The sequence below is a fragment of the Flavimobilis soli genome (assembly GCF_002564025.1).
Classification (GTDB): domain Bacteria; phylum Actinomycetota; class Actinomycetes; order Actinomycetales; family Cellulomonadaceae; genus Flavimobilis; species Flavimobilis soli.
The window spans coordinates 2,302,974-2,317,912 of sequence record NZ_PDJH01000001.1 but is presented as its reverse complement, the minus strand read 5'-3'; the positions used below and the strand labels follow the sequence as shown (position 1 = coordinate 2,317,912).

The following is a 14,939-nucleotide window of genomic DNA, read 5'->3' as shown; positions in this document are numbered from 1 at the left end:
CCTGGTCGGTCGGCGGTCATGCGGACCGCCACGGGGCTCGCGCCCCGGTGGTTGCACAGAAGGCTGAGCGATGAGCGTCTCCTACACCGACGCACCGCAGTGGCTCCTGTCCTCGTGGATGCGCGCATGCGCCGAGGCGGGCGCGACGGCTGCGCCGGAGGACGTCCGGGAGACCGGCGAGGCACTGCTCGCACGCTGGATGGACCCGCGCCGCCGCTTCCACGACCTGCGCCACCTGTGCGACGTCCTCAACCGCGTCGACGAGCTCGCCGAGGAGACGCACGAGCCGTCCCTCGTCCGCCTCGCAGCCTGGTACCACGGCGCGATCTTCGACGCCGCGAGCAAGGCCGCGTACGCCGAGCGCGGCGGGGAGAACGAGACGGCGAGCGCGGTGCTCGCGCACGAGCAGCTCGTCGAGCTGGGCGTCCCCGAGCGCTCCGCGCACCGCGTGGCGCAGCTCGTGACCGCGCTGCTGCGGCACGCGCCTGACCCGACGGACTTCGACTGCGCCGTGCTGTGCGACGCGGACCTCGGCATGCTCGCGCAGGAGCCGCAGCGCTACAAGGCGTACCTCGAGGACGTCCGCGCTGAGTACGCGCACATCCCGGTCGAGGACTACGTCCGCGCGCGCATCGCGATCCTCACGAAGCTGCTCGCCCGCCCGTCCTTGTTCTCGAGCCCGCTCGGTGCGGCGTGGGAGGACGCGGCACGCCAGAACGTCACCGCCGAGCTCATGCGTCTGAAGAAGGAGCTCGCGAAGCTCAACGCCGAGGACGCTGCCCAGCTGTGCGCGGAGGACGTGGTCCGGCTCGCCGCCGAGGGCGTCAGCACTGGCGAACCTGCGAGCCGTGCCCAGGCGCAGGACTCGGCCGGTGAGCCGACGTCGTCCGAGGCTCCCGCAGCGGGGGGCGCGCAGGACGGCCAGGCCGCACCTGCACCGCCGGCCGCGTTCCGACCGAGCGCTGCGACAGCGCCTATGCGCCCCGTCACCGCCCCCACGCGTGCGGTGACGCCGGCGAGCCCGCCGACGGCCGACGAGCCCGGACCCGTCCGCGGCTGGTCGGACGCGGACATCGACGAGGACGACTTCTAGACCTGCCCACAGGCTCGCCGCTCTCGCGCGCCCTCCCGGTCAGCCCCAGCAGCCGCTCGGCCCTCGCCGTGCCGCGCCTACCGTCAGGCCCACGCGGCGCCACCCGGGAGCCGCGCGAGGACGCCGCGGACGCGGCGGCGAGGAGGAACCCATGACGAGCTTCCAGGTCGACTACACGCAGGTCGCGACAGCGTCGACGAAGGTCCAGACGACCAGCACGACGATCGAGACCGAGACGGCCGCCATGACGACGCACCTGACCGAGCTCAAGGCGTCGTGGCGCGGCACGGCGTCGACGGCGTTCGACGCCGCGTACGCGGAGTGGCTGACGGCGCAGGCGAGCGTGCGCGCGGCGCTCACCTCGATCGCGACTGCGCTGTCGAGCGCGGCGACGACCTACGAGGAGGCGGAGTCCGCGGCGCAGGGGCTCTTCGCCCGCTGACCCTGCCTCCGACATGCACGAACCCCCTGGCCCGTCGGGCCAGGGGGTTCGTGTCAGTGCTGCGAGCTGTGGTCAGCCGGGCTCAGAAGCCCATGCCGCCCATGTCGTCGCCGCCGCCCGGCATGGCCGGAGCCTTCTCGGGCTTGTCGGCCACGACGGCCTCCGTGGTGAGGAAGAGGGCCGCGATCGAGGCCGCGTTCTGCAGGGCAGAGCGGGTGACCTTGACCGGGTCGTTCACGCCTGCGGCGAGCAGGTCCTCGTAGACGCCGGTCGCGGCGTTGAGGCCCTGGCCCGACGGGAGGTTGCGGACCTTCTCCGCCACGACGCCGCCCTCGAGACCAGCGTTGACCGCGATCTGCTTGAGCGGGGCGTCGACCGCGGCGCGGACGATCTGCGCACCGGTCGCCTCGTCGCCCTCGAGAGCCTTGATGGCCTCGGACTCGAAGGCGATCTTGCCGGCCTGGATGAGCGCGACGCCACCACCGGCGACGATGCCCTCCTCGACGGCAGCCTTCGCGTTGCGGACGGCGTCCTCGATGCGGTGCTTGCGCTCCTTGAGCTCGACCTCGGTGGCCGCGCCAGCCTTGATGACGGCGACGCCACCGGCGAGCTTGGCGAGGCGCTCCTGGAGCTTCTCGCGGTCGTAGTCGGAGTCCGACTTCTCGATCTCGGAGCGGATCTGGTTCACGCGGCCAGCGATCTGGTCAGCGTCACCAGCACCCTCGACGATCGTCGTCTCGTCCTTCGTGACGACGACCTTGCGGGCCGTGCCGAGGAGGTCGAGCGTGGCGGTCTCGAGCTTGAGGCCGACGGTCTCGGAGATGACCTGGCCGCCCGTGAGGATCGCGATGTCCTGCAGGATCGCCTTGCGGCGGTCGCCGAAGCCCGGAGCCTTGACGGCGACGGACTTGAAGGTGCCGCGGATCTTGTTGAGCACGAGGGTCGCAAGAGCCTCGCCCTCGACGTCCTCGGCGATGATGAGCAGCGAACGACCGGCCTTCATGACCTGGTCGAGCAGCGGCAGCAGGTCCTTGACGTTCGAGATCTTCGACTCGACGATCAGGACGTACGGGTCCTCGAGGACCGCTTCCTGGCGCTCGGGGTCGGTCTCGAAGTAGCGGGCGAGGAAGCCCTTGTCGAAACGCATACCCTCGGTGAGCTCGAGCTCGAGGCCGAAGGTGTTCGACTCCTCGACGGTGATGACACCTTCCTTGCCGACCTTGTCGAGCGCCTCGGCGATGAGCTCGCCGATCGCCGGGTCGCCGGCCGAGATGGCAGCGGTGGCCGCGATCTCTTCCTTGGTCTCGATCTCCTTCGCCGCAGCGATGAGCTCGGTGGTGACCGCGTCGACAGCCTTCTCGATGCCGCGCTTGAGCGCGATCGGGTTGGAGCCGGCGGCGACGTTGCGCAGACCCTCGCGGACGAGCGCCTGGGCGAGGACCGTGGCGGTCGTGGTGCCGTCACCAGCGACGTCGTCGGTCTTCTTGGCGACCTCCTTGACGAGCTCGGCGCCGATCTTCTCGAACGGCTCCTCGAGCTCGATCTCCTTGGCGATCGAGACACCGTCGTTGGTGATCGTGGGGGCGCCCCACTTCTTGTCCAGGACGACGTTGCGGCCCTTCGGGCCAAGGGTGACCTTCACGGTGTCGGCGAGGACGTTGAGTCCGCGCTCCATGCCGCGACGGGCCTCCTCGTTGAAGGCAATGAGCTTTGCCATGGGGGTGTGATCCTCCGCTTGTGGCGCTGGGAAGGTCGGTCGGCGCCCGCGACGGACGGCCCGGTCGGACGACGTTCATGTCACGCCGCTCGAGCTCGAGCCTCACCGGTCGACCCAGGGTGGTGGGCGGGCGTGCCCGCCCGGTGGAGTCGTTGTCACTCGATCGAGTCGAGTGCTAACGCCATTATTGGCACTCGCGACCGGTGAGTGCAAGACGGCTGAGCCTCCTCGGCTCAAGATTTCGCCGCCGGCGAGATCCGCCCCCCGGCCCGCCCCGGGGGTCCGCGGTCAGCCCGCCACGAGGCCTGCCACGGCCGCGCCCGGGTCCAGGCCCCGACGCCGCAGGAGGCTCTGCGCGGCGAGAAACCCACCCATGCCGTGCACCCCAGGACCGGGCGGGGTCGCCGCCGACGCGAGATAGGCGCGCGAGCCACGACCGACGTCACCCAGCAGGTGCGGCTCCCACGCGAGCCGGGGGCGCGCGACCATCTGCCACGTCGTGATCGCGCCCGACGCGATGTCGCCGTCGCGCAGGTTCTCGTCGTGCTCGGACAGCCGCACCGCCGGGGTGCAGCGCGTCGCGACGACGCGGTCGCGCACCCCCGGCGCGTAGCGCTCGAGCTGCGAGAGGACGTCCTCGGTGACGTCCCGGTCGGAACCCGCAGGCACGTGCGCGTACGCCCAGACGACCCGCAGCCCGCCGCGCTCCCGTGCCGGGTCGGCGACGGTCGGGTCACCGAGCAGGACGACCGGACGCTCGGCGTGCCTCCCCGCGCGCACGGCGGCCTGCGCCGCGCGGATCTCGGCCACGCTCCCGCCGAGGTGGACGGTGCCCGCCTGTCCGACGGCGTCGTCGGCCCACGGCACCGGGCCGTCCAGGACGAGGGCGACGGTCGCGGCCGCGGGGCCACCGCGGAAGCGCCGCAGGGCGGCGCGGACGTGCACGGGCAGGTCGTCCCCGAGCACCGCGAGCGCGGTCGGGACGTTCGTGTCCAGGACGTAGTCCCGCGCGGGAGGGAGGTCACGGCGGGACCGCACGCGGACTCCCGTGACGACCTTCCCGCCGTGCACCTGGAGGTCGGCGACGAGCGCGTCGGTGATCGCCTGCGACCCGCCGACGGGGACGGGCCAGCCGCGCGCGTGCGCGAGCGTCCCGAGGAGCGCGCCCGTCCCCGCGGCGGCGGCCGAGGCGAGCGGTGCCATCGCATGCACCGCGACGCCCGCGAAGAGCGCTCCCGCGACCCCGGACCGCGGCGGCGCGAGGATCCCGCGCGCGACGGCGGACGCCGCGGCGGCACCTCGCGCGGCCGGAGCACCCGGCACGGCCCGCAGCGCGCGGCGCCGGTCGTCGAGGAGCAGCCGCGCGACGGCGTCATGCCGGTCGACGAGCGGGCGGAACGTCCGCTCCCACGCGCGGGCGGCGCGGCTGCCGCCGAGCTCGTGCAGGGAGGCGAGCGTCCGGTCGAGGTCGCGGTACGCGACCGCCGCCCGGCTACGCTGGCCAGCGCCGAGCGGGTGGGCGTACGACGCCTCGGGCGCCACGAGGCGCACCCCGTGCGCAGCGAGGTCGAAGGCCTGGAAGAACGGGGAAGCGACCGCGAGCGGGTGCACCGCGGAGCAGAGGTCGTGCGGGAGACCTGCGACAGCCGCGGCGTCGGCCCCGGGCCGCAGGACCACGTCGCACCCCAGGGGCGCCGTCCGCGCTCCCCCGCCCACGGTGCCCTCCGCCTCGAGGACGAGGACGTCGAGGCCCGCGCGTGCGAGCGTGACCGCCGCGGCCAGGCCGTTCGGGCCGGAGCCCACCACGACGACGTCGCGCACGTCGGCACCTCCCGTCAGCTCTGCCTCGCCCATCTCATCACGTCGGCTCGGAGCGCGACCGGTCCGGGAGGTCGCGAAGGTCCGTTCGGTCCCGGCTCGAGGAGCCGCTAGGGTCGTCGCCATGACGAGGTCCCACGGCCATACGCGCGCCGGCGCGGCCCTCGCCGCACTCTCCCTGCTCGCGACCGTGTGGGGGGCCAACGTGGCACCTCCGGACGACGCGCACATCGACCTCTACATGGACGGGCTGGTCGTCACGCCGTCGGGCGTCTCGACACTCGCCCCGGGCGCTGCGCAGCCGTACCTGGGCGGCACGCGCGTCCCCGCGCCGTCCGGGACGACGTCGCCGGACGAGAGCGAGGCGCTCACCGACCTGGCCGCGCAGGAGTCGTCGTGGATCGCGTCGGGGACCGTACCCGGGGCAGGGACGCGGTTCGAGCCGATGGCGACGAGCGCGCTCGCAGACCTCCACGCGATGCTCGCCGACGACGGCACGATGGTCGCCGCGCTCCACCCGCGCTGGGCGTACTCGTGGCCGCGCGACAACTCGTTCGCGGCGGCGGCGTTCGCCCGCACCGGTCACCCGGACGAGGCGGTCCGCGTCCTCGCCTACCTCGAGCGCGTGCAGGCACCGGACGGCTCGTTCGAGGCGCGGTACACGCTCGACGGCGCCGGACCTCCGGACGACCGTGCACCCCAGACGGACGGCACCGGCTGGGCGCTGTGGTCGCTCGGACAGGTGCTCGACACCCTCGACGACGTCGCCGCCCGCGCGACCGCCGAGCGCTTGCGCCCCTTGCTCGACCGGTCCACCGACCGCGCCCTCGCCCTTCTCGCGAACCCGTCGTCCCTCCCGCCGGCCTCGCCGGACTACTGGGAGGTCGACGAGAAGAAGCTCACGCTCGGCACGGCGGCGCCGCTGCTCGCGGGGCTCGAGGCGGCGTCGGACGTGTACGCCCTGCTGGGCGAGCCCGACCGAGCCACGCTCGTGGACGACGGCGCCGCGCGGCTGCGCGCCGCGATCGAGCGGGAGTTCGGCTCGCGCGGCTACCCGCGCCACGTCACGGGCGGGCCGCGGGACGCGGCGACCGCGTTCCTGCTGCCGCCGTTCGTCGACGAGCCGCTCGCCGGCGCCGTCGACGCGTGGCGGGCCTCGGTCGCTCAGATGCAGCGCCCCGCAGGTGGCCTTGCGCCGGGCGGGTCATGGAAGAAGGACGGCATCTCGTGGACGCCGCAGACGTCGCTCTACGCGCTCGCTGCCGCCGCCCAGGGCGACCGCACGGCGGCGGAGCACTGGCTCGGGTGGATCGACGAGCACAGGACCGCGTCGGGGGCGATCCCGGAGAAGGTCCTCGCCGACGGGTCGCCGGCGGCGGTCGCGCCGCTCGCGTGGTCGGCGTCGAACGTGCTGCTCGCGCTCGCGACGCTCGAGGACTAGCGGAACCGGTGCGGCTATCCGCGCTTGAGCGCGGCCTTGACGAGCTTCTCCGCCTTCTCGGAACCGCGCCCGGGTGTGCCGCCGACGACGTGGCCGAGGGCGATGAGCTGCTCCTCCGTGTCGACGACGACGTAGCCTCCTTGGCGCATGATCGCGCCGTGCACCGTGTGCCGGGGCGCGGCGCCCTCCCACGCGTTCGGGGCGCGGCGCGGGTCGAGCGGCGCCCCTTCGACGAGGGCGCTCCGGAGGAGCGCGAGCATGACGGTCGGGCTGGCCCACAGGCCGCTCGCGCCGCCGAAGGGACCGGAGGCAGGGTTCCAGTCGCGCTGCGCCTTGCCGCGCAGGGTGCGCGCCTGGGCGCGCGGTCGCGGGGCCTGGCCGCTCGCGACGAACACCTCGGCGGTGTCGACGCCGGCCGGCGCGACGACGAGCTCGCGGACGGCCTCGATCCACGGCTTCCCGGTCGCGACCGTGACGGCGCGCGCGAGCAGGGCGTAGCCGAGGTTGGAGTATAGGGGCGCGCGGTCGGCGAGCGACTCGTTGCGCAGGTCGGCGAGGCGGCCGAGGATCTCGGCGTCGAAACGGGCGTCGTCGTACGGACCGTATGGGTCCTGCACCATCTTCATCTGCTCCGGCAGGAGCCGCGGCAGCCCGGAGGTGTGCTCCACGAGCTGGCGCACCGTGACGGGAGGGACGGTGACGTCGGTGGGCGTCACGGGCGCGAGCATCGTCGAGACGCGCGTGTCCCAGGTGAGGTCGCCTCGGACGACGAGCTCGCCGACGGCGCCGGCGAGGAAGAGCTTCGTGACGGAGCCCCACACGACGGGGACGTCCGGGCCGTGCCAGCGTCCGTAGGTGGCTGAGGACCTTCCGGGTCCTTCGACGAGGACGGCGGCGCTGCTCAGGATGCTCACGCGTTCATGCTCGCACACGTCGTCGTCCCGGCTGCGGTGCCGGGACGACGACGTGGGTGGGGTGTCAGAGGGGGCGGACCTGCTCGGCCTGCGGGCCCTTGGTTCCCTGACCGACCTCGAACTCGACTGCCTGTCCCTCGTCGAGCGTGCGGTACCCGTCGGTCTGGATGGCGGAGAAGTGGACGAAGAGGTCCTGTCCGCCGGTCTCGGGGGTGATGAACCCGAAACCCTTCTCAGCGTTGAACCACTTGACCGTGCCCTGGGCCATGGATGCTCCTTGCAGATGCTGCTGCCGAGCCGCTGCCCGGCACCTACGAACCGTGCGGTCGCACGGCATGTTCGCAGCCTAGGGGCTGGAAAAGCCCCTGTGAAGGAGGGGTCAGGATGCGAAGTCGCTCGACAGGATGACGGAGACCGGGCCCACGAGGGAGCTGACCTCCGAGACGGCGCTGATGCCGAGCTTCTCGGCGATCTCCCGTGCGGCCGCGGCGTGCTCGGGGCTCTTGTACCAGACCTGCGAGCTGCTCACGGGGTTGCCGCGGTAGTTGTCGCCCGAGACGTCCGTGTAGCCGAGCGCCTTGACGTCGTTGACCGCGCCGGCGGCGAGGCCCTGGATGCGGGTCGCGTTGAGGACGCGCACGGTCACGGAGCGGTCGGGCTCCTGCGTCGCGGGCTCGTCCGTCTCGTCGGCGTCGTCCGTCGTGTCGTCGGTCGCGTCGTCCGTGGTGGGCTCGTCCGACTCCTCGGGAGTCGTCTCCTCGGGAGTCGTCTCCTCGGGGCCCGTCTCCGTCGGCGTCGTCTCGGTCGGCGTCGGGTCCTGCGCGGCGGTCGTCGTCACGGACGGTTGCGTCGGCTTCGAGGGCGAGTGGCTCGTGAACCACACGTAGAGCCCTGCGGCGAGCGCGGCGAAGATGAGCAGGACGGCGAGGAACGGCCAGATGCGGCTCCAGCGCGAGCGAGGGGCTCGGTGGATGCCCGCGGACTGGCCGCCGGCCGGTGCCTCGTCGAACTCGTCGGCAGGGTACGGGTAGTCGGTCACGGTGGACAGGTTACCGCCGTCGGCGGTCCGTCAGGCCTCCATGCCCAGCCGACGCGCGGTACGCGCGCGCTGGCGGCTGGCACGCATGCGGCGCAGCCGCTTGACGAGCATGGGGTCGGCGGCGAGCGCCTCAGGGGTGTCGATGATCGCGTTGAGCACCTGGTAGTAGCGGGTCGCGGACATGTCGAACAGCTCCTTGACGGCCTGCTCCTTGGCGCCCGCGTACTTCCACCACTGCCGCTCGAAGGCGAGGATCTTGTGGTCGCGGTCCGACAGGCCGGACGCGGACGGCGCCGCCGCCTCGTGCGTCTCGTGCTCGTCGTTCATCACGCGCCCCTCCTAGGTCTGTGGCATGCGTACGGTCAATCGTAGGCCGGAATCACACGGGTGTCATTAGCCCTGGCAGCCCGCCCGGCGCGCCTCGCCACGGCGCACGTCCGCGGTGCGCGGCCACCTGCCCCGTCGCCGCGACGGGGCCTGCCGATAGCATCACGGATCGTGGCAGATCTCACCGCGGCACAGCTGCTCGACGACGTGGACCCGGGCTGGGCCCGCGCCCTCGCCCCCGCCACGGACGCGCTCGAGCGGGTAGCCGCCTTCCTGGTCGCGGAAGAGCGGGCCGGCCACGAGGTCCTCCCGCCCCGCGCCGACATCATGCGCGCCTTCCGTCGCCCGTTCGACGACGTGCGAGTCCTCGTCGTCGGGCAGGACCCGTACCCGACCCCCGGCCATGCGCACGGTCTCGCGTTCTCCGTCGACCGCCACGTCCGCCCGCTACCGCGATCCCTGCGCAACGTCCTCACCGAGCTTCACGACGACGTCGGGCTGCTGCCCCCGCCTGACGGTGACCTGTCCGCCTGGGCGGACCAGGGCGTCCTCCTCCTCAACCGCGTGCTGACCGTCCGCGCAGGCGAGGCCGGCTCTCACCGCGGTCGCGGGTGGGAAGAGGTCACGGACGTCGCGGTCGACGCACTCGCGGCGCGGCCCGCGCCTCTCGTCGGTGTGCTGTGGGGAGCAGACGCCGCACGCCTCGCCCCGCGCCTCGCCCCCCACCCCGTCATCACGAGCGCACACCCGAGCCCGTTGTCCGCACGCCGCGGGTTCTTCGGGTCGCGCCCCTTCAGCGCCGTCGACGCTCGTCTCGAGGCGGCCGGCGGCACCCCGATCGACTGGACCCTCGCCCACGACCAGAGAGAGACTCTCCTGTGACCGCTGCAGACCCCACCCGCCCCGTCCCCGCCGGCGAGAGCACGTCGATGGCGCGCTGGCGCCGCTACGTCGCCGTCGGCGACTCGTTCACCGAGGGCCTGTGGGACCCGACGCCCGGCGACGAGGACCGCTGCCGTGGCTGGGCCGACCGGCTCGCCGAGATCCTCGACGAACGCCGCGGTGGTGACTTCGAATACGCCAACCTCGCCGTGCGCGGCCGCCTGCTGCGTCCCATCCTCACCGAGCAGGTGCCGGCCGCGCTGCGGTCCGAGCCCGACCTCGTGTCGGTCATCGGCGGCGGGAACGACGTGCTGCGGCCCGGCTCCGACGTCGACCTGCTCGCCGACCGTCTCGAGTCGACGGTCGCCCGCATCCGGGAGACCGGGGCGGACGTCCTGATCTCGACCGGGATGGACGCCGCCGAGTCGCCCGTCATCAAGCTGACCCGGTCGAAGACGGCGATCTTCAACTCGCACATCTGGTCGATCGCCCGCCGGCACGACGCGTACGTCCTCGACCTGTGGGGCATGCGGTTCCTCAAGGACTGGCGCATGTGGTCCGAGGACCGCATCCACCTCACGCCCGAGGGGCATCGCCGCATGGCGCAGGGTGCTCTCGAGGCGCTCGGCCTCGTCCCCGACGACCCCGAGTGGGACACGCCGCTCCCGCCGCCGGACGCCGAGGCCTGGGCCGACCGGTTCCGGCAGAACGCGCAGTGGGTCCGCGAGCACGCGTACCCGTGGGTCCAGCGGCGGGTCCGCAAGCAGTCGTCGGGCGACTCGCGCGTCGCGAAGCAGCCGGTCCCCGGCGCAGTGCGCCGCTCGCAAGACTAGCGCGGTACGCCGCTCGTAGGACTAGCGCCCGGGGCGCCCGGGTCTCACGCCTGCGACCGGCGTGCGGGCGCCTGTTGCTCCCCAGCGGGCTCGGCCGGGCTCCTCGGCGACGCCACGGCGTCCCGGATGTCCGGCTCGAGAAAACCGCGCACGGTCCAGCTCTCGAGCACGGAGAGCGCCTCGTCCGCGTCGAGGCGGCGCTGGTTCCCGTCGAGGTCGAGCGGGACGACACCGCGCAGGTGGACGTGCAGCCCGTGCACGAGCGCGAGGTCGGCCCCGGGCCGGTGCAGGTCGTCGCTCAGGACGACCGTGCCGCCGACGAGCGCGAGGCGCTCGCGGATGCGCGCGAGCACCGACCCCGCTCCGAGGCGCGCCTTGTCGACCGTCGCCCCGTTGCTCGACAGCTGCAGGAGGACCGCGCCGTCGACGAGGTCGAGCTTGAGCCGGAACTGCGAGGCGTGGCCGTGCCGCAGCGCGTTCGTGACCCCCTCCTCGACGACCCGGACGATGAGGAGCCGGTCGGACTCGTTGATCTTCGAGCTGCCCGGCTCGTCGACCTCGCGGAGCGTGTCCCCGACCTCGAGGCTGGTCGCGATCCCGGTGGGGAGCCGGCGCAACAGCATGCGGACCGCCGCGACCACACCGATCTCGAGCCCTTCGGGGTACAGCATGCGGCTCATCGCGCGCACGTCGTCCTCACGCGTACGGTCCAGGTCGGCGCGCAGCTCGAGCAGCTGCTCCACGAACTCGAGCGGGGCCCCCTCCCGCTCGGCGGTCTCGATGAGCTGGTCGATCCGTACCGCGAGGATGACGAGCCGCTGCTGGAGGCTTCCGTGCAGGCCCTCGGCGATCGAGCGACGGACCTTGATCTCCTCCTTCTCGAGCGCGCGCAGCGCGAGCGCACGCTGGAGGTTCTCGTAGGCGCGCTGCCGCTCCTCGGCTCTCAACCGGTGCTGGGAGATCATGTAGCGCAGCCCGAGCAGCGCTGACGAGGCGAAGAACGCAACCCCCGCGACGAGCTCCGCAAGGAGCAGCTCGCTCTCAGACTGCGGGACGACACCCGCGATCATGAAAGCCCAGTTGCGGGTGAAAGATGCGACGACCGCGCAGACCACGATGATCACGACCGAGCGCCACGAGCCCTGGAAACGGTGCACGCCGCCGATCCACAGAAGGACGCAGAAGACCAGCGAGACGGTCGAGTTGGCGATCGCTCGCACGCCCGCTTCCGGCAGAGTTGCGGGGTCGCGCAGCCCTGCGACGGTCGCGACGTAGAACCCACCGACGACGAAGAACAGGGCGAGGATCGCGAACGTCGACGCCGTGAGCGCCCACATGTCCTGACGCTCGTCGGACTGCCGGATCCAGGCCGCGAGCCCGCGTTTGCTGTCCATCCACCCAGTATTGCGCCGATCTTCCGCAATACTAGGAAAATGACGAGTAATGACGCACGGATCCGCGTGGCGGTGGTCGAGGACCACACCCTGTTCCGCAGCATGCTCGAGAAGATCCTGGAGGACGACGAAGCTCTCCAGCTGACCAGCTCGACGGCGACGGTCACCGAAGCCCGTGCACGCATCACTCCCGGTTCTACGGACGTCGTGCTGCTCGATATCGACCTGCCGGACGGCAACGGCATCGGGCTGGGCGTGCTCCTGTGCCGCGCTGACCCGAACCTCAAGGTCGTGCTGCTCAGCGCGCAGGACGCGATGGACCTCATGCTCGACCTCCCGCGGGACATCGCGGGCGGGTGGAGCTACCTGTCCAAGACGTCGACGAACGACTCGGCCGCGCTGCTGCGCGCGATCCACATCGCAGCCGCGGGCGGGTCGACCCTCGACCCCGCCCTGCTCAACCGGATGACGCCGCGAGCCGGATCACGGGTCGCCCAGCTCACCGACCGTCAGTACGGGGTGCTCCGCCTGCTGGCGGCGGGCTACTCGAACGGCGGGATCGCGCACGAGCTCGGCATCGCGGAGAAGTCGGTGCAGAACCACGTCAACGCGATCTACTCGACGCTCGGCATCGACGCCTCGCCGGACCGCAACCCGCGCGTGAGCGCGGCGCTGCGACTGATCGAGGAGACCGGCCCGGCCTGAGCCGGCCCTCCCGTGCCGGACGGCGGCACCTCGTGCGGCCGGTCGCCCGCACGTCGTGGCCCGGCGCACTCAGGCGAGCTCGACGTCCTTGCTCGTGAGCTCCTCGCGCGCGAGCGCGGCGGTCTCGGGCGCGACGGCGGCGGTGAGCGCTGTGAGGACCCGGCTGCGCACGCCTGCGCTCGCGGCGTCGAGGGCTGTCGCGCGGACGCAGTGGTCGAACGCGAGACCGACGACGTCGGCGTCGGTCACGCCCGCGTCGCTCAAGACCTCGGCAAGCGTCCTGCCGCTCTCCGTCGTGCCCTCGAAGCCCGAGTACGCGGCCTCGTACATGCCCTTGCGAACCGCAACGGGCGCGGTCGGGAGCTCGGCGACCGCTGCGGCCAGCGCCGGGTGCAGCTCGGCCCCGCTGGTCCCCGCCTCGCAGTGGCGCGGCCACGAGTCGCGGAAGTCGGGCTCGTCGGACCAGTGCGAGCCCGGGTCGACGTGCCAGTCCTGCGTCGTGACGACGAGGTCGTAGTCGCTCGTGCGGAGCAGCTCGGCGACGTCGGCGGCGACCTTGTTGCCGCCCGCGACGGCGAGCGTGCCGCCCTCGCAGAAGTCGTTCTGGACGTCGACGACGATCAGTGCGGTCGTGGTCATCGCGTGCTCCTTCGTTGGGCTGCGTGCGGGGTCGACACCGGGAGACGAAGACCCCTGCCAGCGTCGCCGCAGGTCAGGGGTCTTCTTGTGTCGGAGCCGCCTGTCGGGTTCGAACCGACGACCTTCGCTTTACAAGAGCGGTGCTCTACCAGCTGAGCTAAGGCGGCGCGGAGCCGAGACTACCAAACGGGCAGTCCTGGACCGGGACGGCGACGAGCGCCGCCGTCCCGGTCAGCGGGGGTCTGAGGTCAGCCCTCGGTCGTGCCGGCGGCCTCGTTGACCGCCTGGACGAGCGCACCCTCGACGGTCCAGTTGCCGTCCCAGCGCTTGCCGTCGATCGTGACGGTCGGCGTCGAGAAGCCCTGCTCGCCGAGGAGCTCGGGGCGCTCGACGATGTCGGCCGTCTGGGCGTCGATCCAGTCGGCGTACTCGTCCTCGGCCTTGTCGGACGCGATCGCGTCGGACACCTCGGAGGGGACGCCCGCGGTCAGCGCGATGGCTCCGATCTCCTTGTTCGTCAGGCCCTTGGTGTTCTCCGCCGGCTGGTTCCCGAAGAGCGCCGTGTGGAACGCGAGGAACTGCTCGGGCGCGTTCGCCGCGACGTAGACGGCGGCCGCGGCGGCACGCGTCGAGTACTCGGAGCCCTGCGAGAAGCGGTTGAGGATCGATACCGGCTGCACGACGAGCGTGATGAGGCCGGCCTCGCGCAGCTGGTCCATCTGCGCGACCGTCGCGTCCTCGAACGCGCCGCACGCGGGGCACATGTAGTCGACGTACGTCGCGACCTCGACAGCGTCCGCTCCGCCCGTCGTGCCGGCGACGCCCTCGGCGCCGACGGTGATGCCGCCCTCCGTGTTGACGACGGTCGGGCGGGTGACGTCGGCGAGCGTGGGCGTGGCCTTGTTCTTCTCGTCGAGGTAGCCCTTGACGATCGGCACGGCGGCGATGGCGAGCCCGAGGACCGCGGCGACGAGCACGCCGATCGAGATGAGGCGGAAGCGCTTCTCGCGGCGGGCCGCGTCCTGGCGCATCTGCGCGGAGATCTGGCGAGCGGACTGCTTGCCGTTGTTGCTGGTGTTCTTGGCCATGGTGTTCCTCAGGTCGGGGGCGCCGGGCGGCGCAGGGGTGGTCGGTCCGGGGACGGCGGAGGCCGTCAGGCAGGGACGAGCACCGGGGGCCCACGGCGCACAGGGGCGAGCGCGAGCCGCAGCGTATGGGCGACCTCGTCGCGGGCGCAGCGCACGACGGCGGGACGAGCCTCGACGTCGGGCAGGGCGGCGGGACGCGGGAGACGCGCAGCGGCCCGGCCGAGGATGCGCCCGACGGCGCGGAGCGCGGAGCGCACGACGCCGAGGGCGCCCGCGCTCGCGAGCGCGGCGAGCGCGTGCGCGAGGAGCGCGGGGATCGCGACCGAGACGACGACCGCGGCAGCGACGCTGGGCTCCCCGCCGAGGGCGAGGGTGCCCTCGGGGCACTCGGCGGACGTGCGGACCATCGCGAGGTGGGTGCCCCACCAGCCGAGGCCGAGCTGGTCGGAGAGGCAGCCGCTCGTCAGGACGAGGCCGCGCTGCGAGAGCGCGAGCCCGACGTGCGCGCACGTCTGCCCGACGACGACCAGCAGGAAGAGCGCAGCCGTCACGGCACGCACGGCGCGCGTCGCGTTCGTCAGCAGTCTCGTCCCCACGCGCCGAGGGT

16 protein-coding genes and 1 tRNA gene are annotated in these 14,939 nt (G+C 72.7%); 6 read left to right on the top strand and 11 right to left on the bottom strand.

Annotated elements, in window-relative coordinates; translation table 11 throughout:
* The first annotated feature begins 70 nt into the window (after window positions 1-70).
* Window positions 71-1,093, top strand: coding sequence for an HD domain-containing protein (locus tag ATL41_RS10520; protein WP_342744436.1), 1,023 nt, complete (start codon window positions 71-73; stop codon window positions 1,091-1,093).
* A 151-nt stretch (window positions 1,094-1,244) separates the two neighbouring features.
* Window positions 1,245-1,535 (top strand): WXG100 family type VII secretion target, encoded by a 291-nt coding sequence (locus tag ATL41_RS10515; RefSeq protein ID WP_098458426.1) that lies wholly within the window; start codon window positions 1,245-1,247, stop codon window positions 1,533-1,535.
* Between the two features lie 82 nt (window positions 1,536-1,617).
* On the opposite strand, the gene groL is transcribed toward ATL41_RS10515, so the two are convergent.
* The gene (gene groL / locus ATL41_RS10510) at window positions 1,618-3,252 is read right to left on the bottom strand and encodes a chaperonin GroEL (protein ID WP_098458425.1); all 1,635 of its coding nucleotides are present in this window, start codon (window positions 3,250-3,252) and stop codon (window positions 1,618-1,620) included.
* A gap of 288 nt (window positions 3,253-3,540) precedes the next feature.
* Window positions 3,541-5,106, bottom strand: a complete 1,566-nt coding sequence (locus ATL41_RS10505) for a phytoene desaturase family protein (RefSeq protein ID WP_098458424.1) — start codon at window positions 5,104-5,106, stop codon at window positions 3,541-3,543.
* A gap of 88 nt (window positions 5,107-5,194) precedes the next feature.
* Between ATL41_RS10505 and ATL41_RS10500 the strand changes: the two genes are divergently transcribed.
* Window positions 5,195-6,511: a glycoside hydrolase family 15 protein gene (locus ATL41_RS10500; RefSeq protein ID WP_098458423.1), complete on the top strand. Its 1,317-nt coding sequence runs from the start codon at window positions 5,195-5,197 to the stop codon at window positions 6,509-6,511.
* A gap of 14 nt (window positions 6,512-6,525) precedes the next feature.
* Here ATL41_RS10500 and ATL41_RS10495 read toward each other — a convergent pair whose 3' ends face one another.
* From ATL41_RS10495 to napA, 4 genes are all read right to left on the bottom strand, one after another.
* Window positions 6,526-7,425, bottom strand: coding sequence for a serine hydrolase domain-containing protein (locus ATL41_RS10495; RefSeq protein ID WP_169924551.1), 900 nt, complete (start codon window positions 7,423-7,425; stop codon window positions 6,526-6,528).
* A 64-nt stretch (window positions 7,426-7,489) separates the two neighbouring features.
* Window positions 7,490-7,693 carry a cold-shock protein gene (locus ATL41_RS10490; protein ID WP_098458421.1) on the bottom strand — a complete coding sequence of 68 codons (204 nt, stop codon included), beginning with the start codon at window positions 7,691-7,693 and terminating at the stop codon, window positions 7,490-7,492.
* Window positions 7,694-7,804: 111 nt separating this feature from the next.
* Window positions 7,805-8,464 (bottom strand): LytR C-terminal domain-containing protein, encoded by a 660-nt coding sequence (locus ATL41_RS10485; RefSeq protein WP_143556608.1) that lies wholly within the window; start codon window positions 8,462-8,464, stop codon window positions 7,805-7,807.
* A 30-nt stretch (window positions 8,465-8,494) separates the two neighbouring features.
* Window positions 8,495-8,791 (bottom strand): nucleoid-associated protein NapA, encoded by a 297-nt coding sequence (napA, locus tag ATL41_RS10480; protein WP_098458419.1) that lies wholly within the window; start codon window positions 8,789-8,791, stop codon window positions 8,495-8,497.
* Window positions 8,792-8,962: 171 nt separating this feature from the next.
* On the opposite strand from napA, the gene ATL41_RS10475 reads away from it, so the two are divergent.
* Window positions 8,963-9,673, top strand: coding sequence for a uracil-DNA glycosylase (locus ATL41_RS10475; protein WP_245854767.1), 711 nt, complete (start codon window positions 8,963-8,965; stop codon window positions 9,671-9,673).
* Entirely contained in the window at window positions 9,670-10,506 is an 837-nt protein-coding gene (locus tag ATL41_RS10470; RefSeq protein ID WP_342744435.1) for an SGNH/GDSL hydrolase family protein, read from the top strand. Before ATL41_RS10475 ends, ATL41_RS10470 begins: the two co-directional genes overlap by 4 nt.
* 44 nt (window positions 10,507-10,550) lie before the next feature.
* On the opposite strand, the gene ATL41_RS10465 is transcribed toward ATL41_RS10470, so the two are convergent.
* On the bottom strand, window positions 10,551-11,900 hold the full coding sequence (locus ATL41_RS10465; RefSeq protein ID WP_098458418.1) for a sensor histidine kinase: 1,350 nt from the start codon (window positions 11,898-11,900) through the stop codon (window positions 10,551-10,553).
* A gap of 39 nt (window positions 11,901-11,939) precedes the next feature.
* Here ATL41_RS10465 and ATL41_RS10460 point away from each other — a divergent pair, with 39 nt between their 5' ends.
* A complete protein-coding gene (locus ATL41_RS10460) occupies window positions 11,940-12,605 on the top strand; it encodes a response regulator (protein ID WP_098458417.1) in 666 nt (221 codons plus the stop codon).
* Window positions 12,606-12,674: 69 nt separating this feature from the next.
* On the opposite strand, the gene ATL41_RS10455 is transcribed toward ATL41_RS10460, so the two are convergent.
* From ATL41_RS10455 to ATL41_RS10440, 4 genes are all read right to left on the bottom strand, one after another.
* Window positions 12,675-13,244, bottom strand: coding sequence for an isochorismatase family protein (locus tag ATL41_RS10455; protein WP_098458416.1), 570 nt, complete (start codon window positions 13,242-13,244; stop codon window positions 12,675-12,677).
* Between the two features lie 94 nt (window positions 13,245-13,338).
* A tRNA-Thr gene (locus ATL41_RS10450) sits at window positions 13,339-13,411 on the bottom strand.
* Window positions 13,412-13,492: 81 nt separating this feature from the next.
* Window positions 13,493-14,332 (bottom strand): DsbA family protein, encoded by an 840-nt coding sequence (locus tag ATL41_RS10445; protein ID WP_098458415.1) that lies wholly within the window; start codon window positions 14,330-14,332, stop codon window positions 13,493-13,495.
* Window positions 14,333-14,397: 65 nt separating this feature from the next.
* On the bottom strand, window positions 14,398-14,928 hold the full coding sequence (locus tag ATL41_RS10440; RefSeq protein ID WP_098458414.1) for a hypothetical protein: 531 nt from the start codon (window positions 14,926-14,928) through the stop codon (window positions 14,398-14,400).
* Window positions 14,929-14,939 lie beyond the last annotated feature (11 nt).